This window comes from Bradyrhizobium sp. IAR9 (assembly GCF_013408065.1).
Taxonomy (GTDB): Bacteria; Pseudomonadota; Alphaproteobacteria; order Rhizobiales; family Xanthobacteraceae; genus Bradyrhizobium.
The window spans coordinates 191,683-206,535 of record NZ_JACBZW010000002.1 but is presented as its reverse complement, the minus strand read 5'-3'; the positions used below and the strand labels follow the sequence as shown (position 1 = coordinate 206,535).

16 protein-coding genes and 1 pseudogene are annotated in these 14,853 nt (G+C 64.8%); 9 read left to right on the top strand and 8 right to left on the bottom strand.

From position 1 onward, the window contains the following. The first annotated feature begins 348 nt into the window (after positions 1-348). On the top strand, positions 349-1,377 hold the full coding sequence (locus GGD67_RS06560) for a glycosyltransferase family 2 protein (RefSeq protein ID WP_179731704.1): 1,029 nt from the start codon (positions 349-351) through the stop codon (positions 1,375-1,377). 3 nt (positions 1,378-1,380) lie between these two features. Here GGD67_RS06560 and GGD67_RS06555 read toward each other — a convergent pair whose 3' ends face one another. Continuing rightward, the gene (locus GGD67_RS06555) at positions 1,381-2,373 is read right to left on the bottom strand and encodes a glycosyltransferase (RefSeq protein WP_179731702.1); all 993 of its coding nucleotides are present in this window, start codon (positions 2,371-2,373) and stop codon (positions 1,381-1,383) included. Positions 2,374-2,619: 246 nt separating this feature from the next. On the opposite strand from GGD67_RS06555, the gene GGD67_RS06550 reads away from it, so the two are divergent. From GGD67_RS06550 to GGD67_RS06540, 3 genes are all read left to right on the top strand, one after another. After that, the gene (locus GGD67_RS06550) at positions 2,620-3,720 is read left to right on the top strand and encodes a glycosyltransferase (protein WP_179731700.1); all 1,101 of its coding nucleotides are present in this window, start codon (positions 2,620-2,622) and stop codon (positions 3,718-3,720) included. A 15-nt stretch (positions 3,721-3,735) separates the two neighbouring features. After that, a complete protein-coding gene (locus GGD67_RS06545) occupies positions 3,736-5,088 on the top strand; it encodes an O-antigen ligase (protein ID WP_179731698.1) in 1,353 nt (450 codons plus the stop codon). Between the two features lie 119 nt (positions 5,089-5,207). After that, on the top strand, positions 5,208-6,350 hold the full coding sequence (locus tag GGD67_RS06540) for a GNAT family N-acetyltransferase (protein WP_179731696.1): 1,143 nt from the start codon (positions 5,208-5,210) through the stop codon (positions 6,348-6,350). A 21-nt stretch (positions 6,351-6,371) separates the two neighbouring features. Here GGD67_RS06540 and GGD67_RS06535 read toward each other — a convergent pair whose 3' ends face one another. After that, a complete protein-coding gene (locus tag GGD67_RS06535) occupies positions 6,372-6,911 on the bottom strand; it encodes an alpha/beta hydrolase (RefSeq protein WP_179731694.1) in 540 nt (179 codons plus the stop codon). A 122-nt stretch (positions 6,912-7,033) separates the two neighbouring features. Between GGD67_RS06535 and GGD67_RS06530 the strand changes: the two genes are divergently transcribed. Continuing rightward, positions 7,034-7,510, top strand: a complete 477-nt coding sequence (locus GGD67_RS06530; RefSeq protein ID WP_018321535.1) for an Lrp/AsnC family transcriptional regulator — start codon at positions 7,034-7,036, stop codon at positions 7,508-7,510. A gap of 48 nt (positions 7,511-7,558) precedes the next feature. Here GGD67_RS06530 and wrbA read toward each other — a convergent pair whose 3' ends face one another. The 3 genes from wrbA to GGD67_RS06515 all read right to left on the bottom strand — a co-directional run bounded on the left by wrbA (position 7,559) and on the right by GGD67_RS06515 (position 9,731). Then, the gene (gene wrbA, locus GGD67_RS06525) at positions 7,559-8,158 is read right to left on the bottom strand and encodes an NAD(P)H:quinone oxidoreductase (protein WP_179731692.1); all 600 of its coding nucleotides are present in this window, start codon (positions 8,156-8,158) and stop codon (positions 7,559-7,561) included. A gap of 85 nt (positions 8,159-8,243) precedes the next feature. After that, positions 8,244-8,942, bottom strand: a complete 699-nt coding sequence (locus tag GGD67_RS06520; protein WP_179731691.1) for a pirin family protein — start codon at positions 8,940-8,942, stop codon at positions 8,244-8,246. Between the two features lie 36 nt (positions 8,943-8,978). Then, positions 8,979-9,731, bottom strand: a complete 753-nt coding sequence (locus GGD67_RS06515; RefSeq protein WP_179731689.1) for an SDR family NAD(P)-dependent oxidoreductase — start codon at positions 9,729-9,731, stop codon at positions 8,979-8,981. 116 nt (positions 9,732-9,847) lie between these two features. Here GGD67_RS06515 and GGD67_RS06510 point away from each other — a divergent pair, with 116 nt between their 5' ends. Together GGD67_RS06510 and GGD67_RS06505 are read left to right on the top strand one after the other, a co-directional pair. Then, positions 9,848-10,783 (top strand): LysR family transcriptional regulator, encoded by a 936-nt coding sequence (locus tag GGD67_RS06510; protein WP_179731686.1) that lies wholly within the window; start codon positions 9,848-9,850, stop codon positions 10,781-10,783. Positions 10,784-10,840: 57 nt separating this feature from the next. Then, positions 10,841-11,362, top strand: a pseudogene (locus tag GGD67_RS06505) (REP-associated tyrosine transposase). A 113-nt stretch (positions 11,363-11,475) separates the two neighbouring features. Here GGD67_RS06505 and GGD67_RS06500 read toward each other — a convergent pair. Then, positions 11,476-11,733 carry a hypothetical protein gene (locus GGD67_RS06500; protein ID WP_018321542.1) on the bottom strand — a complete coding sequence of 86 codons (258 nt, stop codon included), beginning with the start codon at positions 11,731-11,733 and terminating at the stop codon, positions 11,476-11,478. Positions 11,734-11,882: 149 nt separating this feature from the next. Here GGD67_RS06500 and GGD67_RS06495 point away from each other — a divergent pair, with 149 nt between their 5' ends. Together GGD67_RS06495 and GGD67_RS06490 are read left to right on the top strand one after the other, a co-directional pair. Then, a complete protein-coding gene (locus GGD67_RS06495; protein ID WP_179731685.1) occupies positions 11,883-12,869 on the top strand; it encodes a tripartite tricarboxylate transporter substrate binding protein in 987 nt (328 codons plus the stop codon). Positions 12,870-12,964: 95 nt separating this feature from the next. Further along, positions 12,965-13,306 carry a hypothetical protein gene (locus GGD67_RS06490; protein WP_049815046.1) on the top strand — a complete coding sequence of 114 codons (342 nt, stop codon included), beginning with the start codon at positions 12,965-12,967 and terminating at the stop codon, positions 13,304-13,306. 171 nt (positions 13,307-13,477) lie between these two features. On the opposite strand, the gene GGD67_RS06485 is transcribed toward GGD67_RS06490, so the two are convergent. Both GGD67_RS06485 and GGD67_RS06480 read right to left on the bottom strand, forming a co-directional pair. Beyond that, positions 13,478-14,308, bottom strand: coding sequence for an adenylate/guanylate cyclase domain-containing protein (locus tag GGD67_RS06485; RefSeq protein WP_179732238.1), 831 nt, complete (start codon positions 14,306-14,308; stop codon positions 13,478-13,480). Between the two features lie 59 nt (positions 14,309-14,367). Next, positions 14,368-14,835, bottom strand: coding sequence for a YbaK/EbsC family protein (locus tag GGD67_RS06480; protein ID WP_018321547.1), 468 nt, complete (start codon positions 14,833-14,835; stop codon positions 14,368-14,370). Between the last annotated feature and the right edge of the window lie 18 nt (positions 14,836-14,853).

Below are 14,853 nucleotides of genomic sequence, written 5' to 3'. Positions count from 1 at the left end.
GAAAAATATCGCGAGCCCGAAGAGCAAATCTGATGCCGCGCCGTCTCACCGGTCGCAGTGCTTACGGTCGGGTTAATGCGCATGCGCATTAACTACGGCATTGTTCATGTTCGCCCGTTGCCGGCGCAATGGATCGCGAATTGCAGTATCACGCGCGAAAGGAATGGCGCCGGACAACACACGAAGACGGTAAAGTGCTGGGCTTAGCCGGAGATTGCGGATTTGCATCGGCTTGGTGTGCTCGCCAGCCGTTCGTTTTGGGACGCATCTGTCCCGCGACGATGTGCCGTCGCGGGACGTACGAATGAAGCAGGGCTTTTTCAATATATCTCGGACATCTAGAACGTCATGACATTGATCCCGACAGACCTGTCTGCCACGCGTATCGCGGATGCCGTGCGCGATCCCAACCGGGAGATCGCGGCGAGCTCCCGCGTCATCGACCTGTCGGTCGGTATCGTCGTCTGCATTCCCTGCTTCCGCCGTCCGCAGCATCTGCGGCTGACGCTGGAGTCGCTGGCGAACCAGCGGACCCCGCGTTCCTTTGCCGTCGTCATGGTCGAGAACGATGCCACGCAGCGCGAGAGCGCGCCGGTTGCCGCGGAGTTTCTGGCCGCCGGCAGGCTGCAGGGTGTCTGCCTCGTCGAGAAGCGGCAGGGCAATTGCCAGGCGATCAACGCTGCGTTCGAGACGGCGCAGGCACTGTTTCCTGCCGCAACCCGCTTCCTGATGATCGACGACGACGAGATCGCGTCAAGCGACTGGCTCGAACTGATGGTCCGCACCGCGGAGGCGACCGGCGCCGACGTGGTCGGCGGGCCGGTGCTGCCTGTGTTCGATGACGACAGCAAGCCGTGGCTGTCGCGTCATCCCGCTTTCCGTCCCGCCTACGACTATTCCGGCGCGGTGCCGCTGATCTATGGCTGCGGCAATTGTCTGATCACGCGCGCGGCCTTCGAGCGGTTCGATCGTCCCGCGTTCGACCTGCGCTTCAATTTCCTCGGCGGCGGCGATTGCGATTTCTTCGTGCGGTGCCGTGATGCCGGCATGATCTTCCACTGGACGGCGGAGGCCGTCATCACCGAGACCGTGCCGCAAAGCCGCACCAGCCTCGGCTGGATCGCCAAGCGTGGCCTGCGCATCGGCGCGATCAATTATCGCGTGCAGTACAAGGCCGCGCAGAGCGCGGCGGCGCGGGCGCGGGTGTTGGTACAGATGCTCGGACGGTTGCCGCTCTCGCTGGTTCGGTCCGCAGGTCTGCTGACGTCGTCGAAAGCCGTCGTCGCGATGCACCCCGTGATGGTCGCGTTCGGCTCGATGCTCGCGGCATTCGGGATCGAACCGAAGCCCTATGAGGCCTCGAAGATCGTGTCGTGACGACTAGATGCCGAAGCGGGCGAGGGCGGTCCTGGCTGCGGCGCGCGGCAACGCCTTGAGCGAGCGCCGGCCGACCATTCCAAGATAGCCAAAAGCCTGGCGATATCGGCCGAAGCGAACCGCCTGCATCGCCGAGTAGGTGATGAGATGAAGTTCGGCGGCGAGGCGCAGTCCGGCCGCCGAGCCCTCGGGCAGGCGTGCCAGGATCAATCCGTCGTCGAATACCCGCGCGATGGCAGGGAAGAAATCCTTCGGCGTCCGCACCGCCGCGTTCATGGTGTTGGCGGTATGCAAGCGATAATCGAGCAGCAGTTTTGGCGCGAACTCGAACTCGCCGATCGCTGCCAAGCGGCACCAGCAATGCCAATCCTCGCAATATCTGAGCGAGGTGTCGAAACCACCGATGGCGCGGAAGGCTTCCGCGCGTGCCAGCGCAATACCGCCATTGACGATGAAATTGCCGGCGGCGAGCCGCGTCAGCACGTCGCCGGACGGCTTCCGGCGCCCCTTCAGCAGGCCGCGCCGGCCGATCTGATGTCCTTCGCTGTCGATCGTGTTGTAATCGCCATAGACGAGCACCGCCCGCGGAGCCGCGCGTGCCGCCTCCAGCAGCGCCGCCACTGCGCCGGGGCGAAGGCGGTCATCGGCATCGAGGAAGAGCAGCCAGTCGCCGCGGGCATATCGCGCACCGAGATTGCGCGCTGCCGACACACCGGCGGAATCATTCGTGATCAGGTGCAGCCGCGGATCGCGAATGCCGCGGACAATGGCGGCGGTGTTGTCGGTCGAGCCGTCGTCCACGACGATGACTTCGCCCACCTCGCCCTGCACCAGTGCGCTGGCGAGGGTTTCGCCGACATAGGCGGCAACGTTCTTGGCGGGAATGACGACGGACACCGACCAGGTCGAGCTCGAGGGCAGCGGCTGGCGTGCCGCCGGAACGACGCGTCTGGTGGCCGGCAAATCGAGGACGTCTTCGGCGGTGATCTGAGCCACGGCTCGCCTTTAAGAGTCTGTTAACCAGGACGCGTGCGCTGAATGGATGATGCGATCGATCGCAACGTGGGCAGGCCCCGCGAATGATACTCGCATTACAGCCAGATCGTTGCCGTGAAGCCGTGTGTGGCGCTGGTTTCGTCAATTAGCGTTAAGCCGCTGGCATTAAGCCTGTGGCAAATTTGGAAGAGTGCGACCGCCGGTCCCATGCGAGAATCCGCATCCGGCTGCCGCGGATGGAATCCAGTGCCCGCAAAGACATTCGAACACGACCCAGATGCGATGATCCTCAACCTCTTCTATGAGGACAAGGACGATCGCTGGTTTCCCGGCGACCGGCATCTGCGACGCATGGCGCGCCGGTTGCTGCTCGGCGAGCCGCGCATGAGCGGTCAGCTTCGCGTGTTCCTCAATCTCTGTGCGGGGCTCGATCGGCTCGGCATCCGCTACCGCGTCAACGATTACGGCTACATCGCGCGGCATCCCGACGAGCTCGCCTGCATCGTCGGCCGCACCTTCCTGCTCGACAAATTCGCGTGGAAGAATCCGATCCTGCTCGGCGTCGCCGCCCACAATCATCCGCTCGACGACCCCGATCTGTTCAAGCGCCTGCCGGTGAAGAAGGTCGTGGTGCCCGGCCCCTGGTACGTCGACATGTACCGGCCGTATTGGCCCGAGACGGAGGCCTGGCCGGTCGGCATCGAAACCGATCTCTGGGCGCCGTCGCAGGCCTCGCAGAAGGCGGTCGACGTGCTGATCTACGACAAGGTCCACTGGGACCGCGAGCGCTATGCGCCGGAGTTGATCGAACCCGTCCGCGCCCGCCTGCGAAAAGAGGGGCGCTCGTTCACGGAGCTGCGCTATGGCAGCTACAAGGAAGAAGATTATCAGGCGGCGCTGGCGGCCTCGCGCGCGATGATCTTCCTGTGTCAGAACGAGAGCCAGGGCATCGCCTATCAGCAGGCCTTGTCTTGCGGCGTGCCGGTATTCGCCTGGGATCCGGGCGGCCCGTGGCGAGACCCCGATTACTATCCGCACCGCGTGCAGTTCGCGCCCGTGTCGTCGGTGCCGTATTGGGATGAGCGCTGCGGGGCCAAATTCGTCGACGTCGCGGGATTCGAGGCGGGGTGGGACAATTTCTGGGAAGGGTGTGCCGCGGGCGCGTTCGATCCGCGCGGCTATATCCTGGACAGTCTCACGCTGGAGCAACGGGCGCTGCAATATTACGAGATCGCGCGGAGCATCGTGCGGCAGCCGGTGGCGCAGGCTTCCGAAAGGCCTGGTGATGGACGCTCAATGGGGTTGAACCGGGACCTCGAGCTTCACCGGCGTCACCAAGTGTCTTGAGCCGTGGACCGCAGCATGGACCGCAGCGCCGCCGACATGACTGACCTCGAGGCCCGATCGTTGGGCCGCGCCTTCCGCGACGGCCTGGCGGAACTCAATGCCGTGCAGGCGGCGCGCTGCCTCGTCGCCGTCGCCTCGCTGCTGCTGGTGCTGGTGACGCTCGATCCGTTCCCGGACCTGCGCAATCCAGATGTCACCACCGTCGTCGGCGGACGAATGGCGCTGGCCTATGTTTCGTGGGGACTGCTCGCTGCGGTCGCGGTGCTGCTCGTCGCGACCACGGATGCGCCCGCGCTGAAGACCCTGGTGACGCCGCTTCATCTCTGCCTCGTGGGCTGGCTGGTGATCAACATCGTCCTCTCCGAAAGCCGCAGCGTTTCGATCCAGCGCTTCGTGCTCGCCGCCAGCGTGACGTCGCTCGCAGTCCTGCTGCCATTGCTGCCGCCGACGCAGCGCAGCTTCAACCTGTGCCTGGGTGCTGCCGCGCTGGTGCTGCTCGCGCTCTGCTATCTCGGCGTCTTCCTCGCGCCGCAATATTCGATCCACACCGGGCTTGATATTGGCGAGCCGCAGCTTGCCGGCGACTGGCGCGGCAGTTTTGGCCATAAGAACATCGCCTCGCCCATGATGACCATCCTGGTCTATGTCGGGATCTACCTGACCGCCGTCGGCTCGTTCGTGATGGGACCGGCGATCGCCGCGCTGGCCGGCATCTTCCTGATCTTCACCGGCGGCAAGACGTCGTCGGTGCTGTGCCTTGCGATCTACGCGCTCGCGTCGCTGGTCTACGTGACGCCGAGTCTGTGGCTGAAGCGGATCATCTGCTTCGTGCCGCTGATCGTGATGAACCTTTTGACAGTCGGCAGTGTCTTGAGCCCGGCGCTCGGCGGCATGACGCGGCTGCTTCCCCTTGATCCGACCTTCACGGGCCGTTCCGCGATTTGGGAGTTCGCGCTGGCGGCCGTCGCCGAGAAGCCGGTCATCGGTCACGGCTATGCCGCCTTCTGGGATGATGTCACGGCGCGGCAGACCGCCCAGGGCGCCGAATGGGCGACGTCGGCGGCGCACAGCCACAACAGCTATCTCGACCTCGCGGTCACCATCGGTCTGCCGGGGCTGCTGCTCGTGATTCTCGTGTTCGTGCTCGCCCCCCTCCGTAATTTCCAGTCAGCCCAGACACACAACCGCAGTGGCGCACTGGCAAAGCTGTTCCTGACCGTATGGCTGTTCGGCCTGTATTACGGCGCGACCGAGACCTTCCTGCTCGAACGGCAGAATCCGATCTGGTTCATGTTCGCGCTCGCGGTGGCCGGCCTGCATTTCCTCGCCAGGTTCCAATGCGTCGAGCAGAAGGAACCGGAGCGCTGACAGCTTGTCGCAGTCGGGGCGATGGTGGCATCGGCTTAACGATTGAGCGGCTAGGTCTCTTGTGATGCGCGACAAAACATAATCTATCTCGAAACATTCAGTAATCGTATGCCCCGCAGATGACGTTCCTCAGCGTCGAGCAACCAGATGGCCTCGTGTCCAGCACGTCGAACATCGCTGTCGATTTCCTGCGTGACTGGCGGCAGGCCGCGTCGCGTCTGAGCGCCGGGCATCGCACCGCATTCCAGCATGGTTACTGGCTCGATGCATGGTATGAGGCGTTTCACGATTTTGCGCCGCTGATTGCGATCATCTCGGATGCCGCCACCGGCAAGGACATCGCGATGGTGCCGATGATCAGCCACATCAGGCGCGGCATCCGCATCGTCGAATTCGCCGATCTCGGCGTCTCCGACAACAACGCGCCGATCCTGGCGAGCGATGCCGCGTTGGACGCGGCGGCGGCGCATGCGATCAGCTTGGCACTGGTCGAGGCATTGCGCGCCTTGCCGGACCGCTTCGACCTGCTCCGCCTGAAGAAGATGCCAGCCCAGGTCGGTGGCAAGCCGAATCCGCTGGTGGCGTTCGGGCGGATCGGATCCTCATCGCTGAACGGCAATGTCGTGCTGATGGGCGACGACTATGAGAACTATCAAGCGTCGATCAAGCGCATGCAGATGCCGCGCTGCTGGCGCGTCTTCAGCCGTCACCAAGGCGCGCGGTTCGAGATCGCCGCGGACGTTGCGCGCGCGCATGAGCTGCTGGACGTCATGGATGTGCAGCAGCAGGCGCGCATGCGAAAGCTCGGCTCGCGGTTCGTCCTCAATGACGACGCCCATGCGCAGTTCTACCGCGAGGTTGCCCGCCAGGGCGTCGCGGAAGGCTATGCCGTCGTTGCGGCACTGGTCTGCGATGAAGCTGTCATCGGCACGTCATTCGGCATCAGGCAGGGCGCGACTTATTACCTGCTGCGCATCAGCCACGGCGGCGACTCATGGTCGAGCTGCTCGCCGGGGCTGCTCGTCGCCGAGCGCACCATGGCCGCGATGCATGCGGCGGGCGTGCGCCGTTTCGACCTCAGCATCGGCAATCAGGACTACAAGCGGCGCTTCGGCGCCGAGCGGGTGCCGCTGACCGACGTCAGCGTCGCGCTGACCTGGCGCGGCGCTCCTTTCGCATGGCGCGACCACGCCGCGCAGGGCCTGCGCCGCTATCCCGCGGCCGCCGCCCTCGCGGCGCGGGCGATACGCAAGATGCGCTGACACAGGCTGTCTGCTCGCCCGTCATCTCGGAAGGCCCGCGCAGAAGGCATCCAGCAATGCGCGACCCTGCGGCCAGTCGCCGAGCCCGCTCGACCCATTGATGTGGCCGAGTGCGCCCGGCACGATCAGGCCCGACTGCCAGGCGCGTGCGCGTCGCTGTGTCACCTCGAGGCTGCCATAGGGATCGTTCGTGCTGGCGACGATGAGCGAAGGGAAGCGCAGCCCGCGGTCGGGGACCGGCTTGAACGCGGCGGCCTCGGCGGGAAAGCTGGTGCCGTCAGGATCGGGGACCGCGACCAGAAACGCGCCGGCGATCGCGGATGGGAAGCGGGCGGCCCAGTGCGCCACCAGGAGGCAGGCGAGGCTGTGGGCCACCAGCACCGGCGGCTTCGCGCAGCGCCTGACCGCTCGCTCCAGCGATTGCTCCCAGTCGTCGAGCTCGGGCTGGTCCCAGCTCGTCGGCTGAAATCGTCCGAAGCACGCATCACTGCGCTCCCAGAGCGTCTGCCAATGAGTGTCGCCGGAGCCGCCGAGGCCGGGCAAGGTGATGATGTCGTGCATGATCGTCCCGTGATATCTGAGATGGGGGCGCAGTGTGGCCGGTCAGGGTGCTGCGGGACATGGCAAGTCATCGGCGGAATCGATCATCTGCCGATGATCTCAAGGCGGAATGGAGAATTTTCTTGGATCGTTTCGGAAGCATCGACGCCAAGGATCTGAAGATCCTGGAGGCGCTGCAGGCCAATGCGCGCGTGCCGTTGTCCGAGCTTGGCCGTTCCGTCGGCCTGTCCCAGCCGGCGGTCTCCGAGCGCGTCAAGCGGCTGGAGGAAGCCGGCATCATCGAAGGCTACGGTGCCCGGATCAACCCGCGTGCGCTCGGGCTTGGCCTGATGGCGCTGGTGCGCCTGCGCACGTCGCATGAGCACATCAAGACCTGCCTGAAGAGATTCAGTGAGATTCCGTACATCATCGAGGTCCATCGCGTGACCGGCGATGACTGCTTCGTGCTGAAGGTGCTGGTTCCGGCGCCGGAAGACCTGGAGACGATCGTGGATCGCATTGCCGGTTTCGGCACTGTGACGACCTCGCTGGTGCTGCGGAGCGAACCGGCGCGGCCGATCGGCCGCGAGCTCGTCAGGAAGAAGACTGAGCGGAGCTGAGGCGGCATTCCCGAAAGAGAATGCCGCCCGTCGCACCAGCCGTGCAGCTCAACCATGGAGCTTCTTGGCGGTCTCTGCGATCTGGCGGCCCTGATAGCGCGCGCCGGCGAGCTCGTTGGCGCTGGGCTGGCGGCTGCCGTCGCCGCCGGTGATCGTGGTGGCGCCATAGGGTGCGCCGCCCGTGACTTCGTCGAGCTTCATCTGGCCGGCGAAGCCGTAGTTCATGCCGACCACGACCATGCCGAAATGCAAGAGGTTGGTGATGATCGAGAACAGCGTCGTCTCCTGGCCGCCATGCTGGGTCGCAGTCGACGTGAAGGCGCCGCCGACCTTGCCGTGCAGTGCGCCCTTGGCCCAGAGCCCGCCGGCCTGATCGAGGAAGTTCGCCATCTGCGAGGCCATGCGGCCGAAGCGGGTGCCGGTGCCGACGATGATTGCGTCGTAATTGGCGAGATCCTCAATCTTGGCGATGGGGGCGTCCTGATCGACCTTGTAATAGGAGGCTTTGGCGACCTCGGCCGGCACCAGCTCCGGTACGCGCTTGACGTCGACGGTGGCGCCGGCCTCGCGCGCGCCCTCGGCGACGGCGTTGGCCATCGCCTCGATATGGCCATAGGCGGAATAATAGAGGACGAGAACTTTGGTCATGGTGGTCTCCGTTTGGGGGATGAGTTTGAATGGTTGTTTGAGCCGTGGATGGCCGGGACAAGCCCGGCCATGACGGAGAGCGTCGTCAGGCCGCGTCGACGAGCACGAGCTCGGTGTCCTCGAGCGCGGTGATCTTCAGCCGGTCCTCGTCGCGGATCGCGGCGCCGTCGCGGGCGTTGACGCGCACGCCGTTGATCTCGACTGAACCTGCCGCAGGCACCAGGTAGAGATGCCGCGCCTTCTCTGGTGCGTACTCCGCGCTCTCGCCGGCCTTGAGCGTGGTGGCGAGCACCCGCGCATCGGCGCGGATCGGCAGCGCATCCGCATCGTCATCGAACCCGCTCGCGATGGTGACGAGCTTGCCGGAGCGATCCGCTTTCGGAAACGGCTTCGAACCCCAGGTCGGCTGTCCGCCGCGCGTCGTCGGCTCGATCCAGATCTGGAAGATCCGCGTCTGGGTCGGCTCCAGATTGTACTCGGAGTGGCGGATGCCGCTGCCGGCGCTCATCACCTGCACGTCGCCCGCTTCAGTGCGGCCCTCGTTGCCGAGGCTGTCCTGATGGGTGATCGCGCCCTCGCGCACATAGGTGATGATCTCCATGTTGGCGTGGGGATGGGCGGGAAAGCCGGTGTTGGGCGCGATCTCGTCGTCGTTCCACACCCGCAATGCGCCGTGACCCATGTTGTTCGGGTCGTAATGGCCAGCGAAGGAGAAGTGATGCTTGGCCTTGAGCCAGCCGTGATCGGCGCCGCCGAGCTTGTTGAAAGGTCTGAGTTCGATCATCTGCGTAATTCCTTGTGTGGGTGGTTGGCGCCTCGATCAGGCGCCGAACCCGCCGTCGACGTTGAGCACCGTGCCAGTGACGAAGGAGGCGTCCGGGCTTGCGAGGAAGACGATGCCGGCGGCGACTTCCTCGGGACGGCCGAAGCGCTGCAGCGCGTGCTGCTTGCGCTGGGTCTCGGCGAACTCGCCGCCATCCTTCGGATTCATGTCGGTGTCGATCGAGCCGGGCTGCACCACGTTCACGGTGATGCCGCGCGGTCCGAGGTCGCGTGCCGCGCCCTTGGTGTAGCCGACGACGGCCGCCTTGGTGGCGACGTAGTCGGCAAGGCCCGGGAACGAGGCACGGTCGGCCAGCATGGAGCCGACGGTGACGATGCGGCCGCCTTCACCCATCAGCTGCGAGGCGGCGCGGATTGCCGCGATGACGCCGTGCACGTTGACCTGATCCTGGCGGGCGAGGGCATCCGTGTCGGCATTGGCGTCGTCGATGGCACCGCCCGCGGCAACGCCGGCATTGTTGACGAGGATGTCGAGATGGCCGAATTCCCTGGCGACGTCGTTGACCAGTTGCGTGACGTCCTTGGCGGAAGCCTGGTCCGCCCTGAAAGCGCGGGCCCTGACGCCCTTGGCCTTCAACTCGGTGACGACGGCTTCCGCCTTTTCCGGCGAGGCCACGTAGCTGATGGCGACATCCGCGCCTTCATCGGCGAGTGCGCGGGCAGAGGCCGCGCCGATGCCGCGCGAGCCGCCGGTGACGAGGGCAACCTTGCCTGAGAGCTTCTTGGTCATTGGATTTCTCCAGTCCTGAATGTCTGATGACCCCTTGGATAAGCATCCGTCTGTGGTATAGAAATAGAAACTGTTGAAACGCATTGTTTCCATAAATATCCAGATGGATAGCCGCCATGGCAAAACTTCCCGATTTCGAGGCGCTCGCGATCTTTGCGAAAGTTGTGGAGTTACGGTCGTTTGCGGGGGCCGCGAGCGAGCTCGTTATGTCCAAGGCCACGGTGTCCAAGGCGGTCACGCGCCTGGAGGAGCGGCTCGGCGCCCGGCTGTTCAACCGCACCTCACGCCGGCTTGCGCTGACCGACGCCGGGCACAAGCTCGCCGAGCGCGCGACGCGCCTGTTGGCCGACGGTGAAGCGGCGGAGAACGAGGCGCTGGCGCAATCGGTGGCGCCGCGGGGCCTGGTGCGGCTCGCCGTGCCCATGACGTTCGGCATCAAGGCGGTGGCGCCGCTGCTGCCGGAGTTTTTCGAGGCCTATCCGGAAGTCTCGGTCGATCTGCATTTGAGCGATGCGACCGTCGACCTGATCGGCGAGGGTTTTGATATGGCGGTGCGGATCGCGCGGCTACCGGACTCCTCGCTGCTCGCGCGGCGGCTCTTCACCATGCCGCGCTTCACCGTGGCCGCGCCGTCCTATCTGAAGAAGCACGGCCGGCCGACGCATCCGATGCACCTGGCCGAGCACAAGTGCTTCAGCTACGCCTATATGTCGACGCCCAACATCTGGCACTACACCAATTCCGCCGGCGAGCAGGCCAGCGTGCGCCCGGGTGGACAGCTCCGCGTCAACAACGGCGAAGCCGTGATGCCGGCGCTGATTGCGGGCCTCGGCATCGCCGAGCTGCCCGAATTCATCGTTGGCGAAGCGATCTCGTCGGGCGCCGTCGAAGTGATCCTGAAGGACTGGAAGCAGGCCGAAGGCGCCGTGCACCTGGTGACCCCACCCGGCGGCCCCCGTCCCGCCCGCGTCGAAGCGCTCGGCGATTTCCTCGCGGCCAAGCTGCCGGGCACCTGCAAGCGGCGGGCGAAGAAAGGTGCGAGGGCAACGTAACTGCCGTAGGGTGGGCAAAGCGAAGCGTGCCCACGTCTTCGCTCGAGGGGATCGCAAGTGTCTCGATATCGCCGCGCACAAGGCAGCATGTTCTTCTTCACCGTCGTGCTCGCCGACCGCTCGAGCACGCTGCTCGTGGACCAAGTTGATCGCCTCAGGCGAATTTACCGAACAGTTCAGCAGCGCCGCCCGTTCGAGACGATCGCCATTTGTATCCTGCCCGACCATCTCCATGCTGTTTGATTGCTTCCGGAGGCCGATGCTGATTTTTCGTCGCGGTGGAATCTGATCAAGGGCGGCTTTTCGCGAGGCTTGGAGGGCGGGTCGCCTTCAATGAGCAAATTGAAGAAGCGCGAGAAAGGCATTTGGCAGCGTCGCTATTGGGAGCACACAATTTGCGACGACGCAGATCTGGAGCGACACGTTGATTACATCCATTTCAATCCCGTGAAACACGGGCTCGTCACGCGCGTGCGCGACTGGTCCCTCAGCAGCTTTCATCGTTACGTGGAGCAGGGCGACCTCCCCGTGGATTGGGGCGGGGACATGCGCGACATCGTCGGTCATTTCGGAGAGTGACCGTGGGCACGGCGCGCGCAGCGCGCCTTTGCCCACCCTACGGCAGCTCGCCAATCTATCGTTTGTGCAAACTATCGTAGGGTGGGCAAAGCGAAGCGTGCCCACGTCTTCGACTACGCCACCTTCACGCCGTCGATCGCGACGATGCGCAGGCTTGGCTTCAGCGTTTCTTCCAGCTGCGACTTCAGTTCGTGAACGCGAGGGTCGCTCGAACGCTTCGCACAAACCGCATATTGATGGACCGATTGCGCCAGCGCGCGGCGCGCTTCCGGCGTACGCGTCACTTCGGGCCTTGCAAGCCTCAGAACGATCGCGGCGAGATTCACCAGCATCTCGTCCAGCGCGACATCGATGGTTCCAATGTTAGGCATCACGCACTCCCTCAAGAGGGCAACAGCGGCTCCAGGCATGCGTTCCGGGCTCGGCCGAACATGGCTAACGCTTCGTAAACGTCTTGTTCTTGCCGATCGCGGCGCTAGGCTGGGTGCGAAACAAGAAAAATCGGGGGGAGGGACCTGCCATGGATCGACGCGACGTCCTGCGTGCCGCTGCTGCACTGCCGTTGCTGCGCGCTGCGTTACCCGGACCGGCCTCCGCACAGACCTATCCCGCCCGCAACATCACCATGATCGTGCCGTTTCCGGCCGGCGGACAGGCCGATCTTGCGGCGCGGCCGGTGGCGATGGCGCTGGAGCGGATCCTGGGCAAGGCCGTCATTGTCGACAACCGGGCCGGAGGCGGCGGCGGCTCGGTCGGCAATGCCGCGGCGGCACGCGCCGAGCCCGACGGCTACACGCTGCTGATGACGCTGTCCTCGCTCGCGGTGCTGCCCGAGGCCGACCGGCTGTTCGACCGTCCCGCCGCCTACGAGGTCTCGCAGTTCATGCCGATCGCGCGCGTGCTCGCCGATCCCACGCTGCTGGCGGTGCCGGCGTCCGCGCCGTGGAAGACGGCGCAGGATTTCGTCGAGGATGCCAGGAAGCGCCCGGGTCAGATCACTTACGGCTCGTCAGGGCCTTACGGCACGCTGCATGTGGCGATGGAGATGTTCGCGAGCAGCGCCGGCATCAAGCTGCTGCACGTGCCGTTCCGCGGCGCAGGTCCCGCGCTCACCGCGATCCTCGGTGGCACCGTGCAGGCGATCGCGGCCGCACCGGGGACGCTGAAGCCGCAGGTCGACGACGGCAAGCTCCGCGTGCTCGGCAATTGCGGCGCCCAGCGCATCGCGAGCTTTCCCGATGTGCCGACCTTCCAGGAGCTCGGCTACAAGGACGTCGAGATGTACATCTGGGCTGGGCTGTTCGCGCAGAGCTCTCTTCCCGCGCCGATCGCGACCCGCCTGCGCGAGGCGATGGCACAGGTGATGACGAGTCCCGACGTGCTCAAGGCCTTCGAAACCTCGGGCAGCCTCGTCGCCTATCAGGACGCACCGGCCTTCGCCGAATTCGTCGCGACCGACAGCAAGCGGCTGATCGCGGCGGTGAAGAAGATCGGCAAGGTGGAGTAGGTTCCAGCGCCATTTTCACATTTTGTTGTTGGTCCAGAACCGGGTCCTGCCTCATTGATTGATGAAAATCGATGGGAATCGAGAAGGATCGGGACATGCGAACAGAGCGGATTGCGCTGGGTGTGGCGCTCGCGGTCGGCGGCATCGTCGCGCAGGGCGCTGCATTCGCCCAGGAATATCGCGGCACCATGGAACAGCAGATGGCGTGTACGCCGGACGTCTGGCGTCTCTGCAGCGACCAGATTCCGGACGTGAGCCGGATCACCGCCTGCCTGCAGCAGAACACGCCGCAGCTGTCGAGCGGCTGCCGCGCCGTGTTCCAGTCCAACAACCAGATGCCGCCGCAGCAGGTCCCACGCAATCGCGCCGCACCGCCGCGCTATAACAATGCGCCGCTGCCACCTCCGCAGCGTCCCTATGACGATTACGACGATTAGGCTTTGAAGAGCGCATGATCGGGAAAATTGCGCAGCGCTAAAGCATGATCCGGAAAAGTGCGAAGCGGTTTTCCGGAAAAGATCATGCGCAAACAACAACCTAAAGCGCGATGACGATTCATCAGATCTCATCGCGCTTTAGGCGCGCACGATGCGGTCGTGCCGCCTCGTTCAGCGCTCGGTCTTGCTGTCCGATTCAGGTCGTTGTCCAAGCACCATTCGCAGGACGATACCGAAGAGAATGGCCGCGACCGGCCAATGGAACCAGATCTTGTTGCCCGTGAAAAGATTGATCAGGATTAGGAAGGCCGACACCGTGAGGGCCGCTGCCAGCGGGCGGGGCAGCCTTGCGAGCCAATCCGAGACGATATTCGTCGCCGAAGACAGCTCGCGCCTGTCTCCGATCCGCGGAGCACGCGCTCTTTCTGAGGGAGCTGCGCTTTCCTCGATCGGGAAGCTCCCTTGTGCGGCGGCTCGGCCGCCCAGGGTCAGCCGATAGCTGGTCAGGGGAGCAATGTTCTTCAGGGGACGCTGGCCGAGACAGTCGAAGCCGACCGATAATTTGTTGTGCACCTGGTCGTAGACGGAGCTCGAGATCACGACGCCGCCGGGCTCAGCGAGCTCCTGCAGCCGTGATGCGATATTGACCCCGTCGCCATAGATGTCGGAGCCGTCCACCATGACGTCGCCGAGGTTGATGCCGATGCGAAACTGCATCGGGCTCGCCTGCGGCGCGTCCGCAGCCTGACTGGAGATCTCCTGCTGAATCTCGACCGCGCATTGCACGGCCTCGACGACGCTGGCGAACTCGGCGATCACGGCATCGCCCCAGGTATTGACGATGCGGCCGTCATGGCGCTCGACCAATCGCGCGATGGCGGTGCGGTAGCGGCGGAGCGTCTCCAACGTTCCGGTCTCGTCTGCTTCCATGAGACGAGAATAGCCGTACACGTCAGCGCACAGCACGGTGGTCAGTCGTCGTTTCACCTTGTCGTCGGTCATCGGCGCCATGCTAGCCTCCCTGATCGGCAAATGCATCAGGGATCGTACCCGGTGCCGCCTTAAGGCCTGACCTCGCAGACATCGACCCATTCGGCGGCGGTCAGCTCGGCCATGCGGTCGGGCGTGATGCGCACCGCGCTGTGGGTCGAGCCCGCGGCCGGGACCACGACGTCGAATGCCTTCAGCGACACATCGCAATAGATCGGGAGCGGCGACTTCAGGCCGAACGGGCAGACGCCGCCGACCTCGTGGCCTGTGATGTCGGCGACCTCCTCCAGCCCCAGCATCTTCGGCTTGCCGCCGAACTGCGCCTTGACCTTCTTGTTGTCCATGCGCGAGGTGCCGGCGGCGACGATCAGGATCACGCGTTCGCCGACGCGCAAGCTCAGCGTCTTGGCGATCATTCCGGGCTCGACGCCATAGGCTTCGGCGGCCAGCGGCACCGTGGCCGAGCTGATCGGAGATTCGATGACGGAGATGTCGGGGGCTTTCTCGGCGAAAAAGGCGCGAACGGATTCCAGGCTCATTCCGGGCAGCTCATTTCA

Coding starts and splice junctions, on each gene's coding strand:
- GGD67_RS06560 (WP_179731704.1), top strand. CDS start 349: ATGACATTGATCCCGACAGACCTGTCTGCCACGCGTATCGCGGATGCC.
- GGD67_RS06545 (WP_179731698.1), top strand. CDS start 3,736: ATGGACCGCAGCGCCGCCGACATGACTGACCTCGAGGCCCGATCGTTG.
- GGD67_RS06540 (WP_179731696.1), top strand. CDS start 5,208: ATGACGTTCCTCAGCGTCGAGCAACCAGATGGCCTCGTGTCCAGCACG.
- GGD67_RS06535 (WP_179731694.1), bottom strand. CDS start 6,911: ATGCACGACATCATCACCTTGCCCGGCCTCGGCGGCTCCGGCGACACT.
- wrbA (WP_179731692.1), bottom strand. CDS start 8,158: ATGACCAAAGTTCTCGTCCTCTATTATTCCGCCTATGGCCATATCGAG.
- GGD67_RS06520 (WP_179731691.1), bottom strand. CDS start 8,942: ATGATCGAACTCAGACCTTTCAACAAGCTCGGCGGCGCCGATCACGGC.
- GGD67_RS06515 (WP_179731689.1), bottom strand. CDS start 9,731: ATGACCAAGAAGCTCTCAGGCAAGGTTGCCCTCGTCACCGGCGGCTCG.
- GGD67_RS06510 (WP_179731686.1), top strand. CDS start 9,848: ATGGCAAAACTTCCCGATTTCGAGGCGCTCGCGATCTTTGCGAAAGTT.
- GGD67_RS06500 (WP_018321542.1), bottom strand. CDS start 11,733: ATGCCTAACATTGGAACCATCGATGTCGCGCTGGACGAGATGCTGGTG.
- GGD67_RS06495 (WP_179731685.1), top strand. CDS start 11,883: ATGGATCGACGCGACGTCCTGCGTGCCGCTGCTGCACTGCCGTTGCTG.
- GGD67_RS06490 (WP_049815046.1), top strand. CDS start 12,965: ATGCGAACAGAGCGGATTGCGCTGGGTGTGGCGCTCGCGGTCGGCGGC.
- GGD67_RS06485 (WP_179732238.1), bottom strand. CDS start 14,308: ATGACCGACGACAAGGTGAAACGACGACTGACCACCGTGCTGTGCGCT.
- GGD67_RS06480 (WP_018321547.1), bottom strand. CDS start 14,835: ATGAGCCTGGAATCCGTTCGCGCCTTTTTCGCCGAGAAAGCCCCCGAC.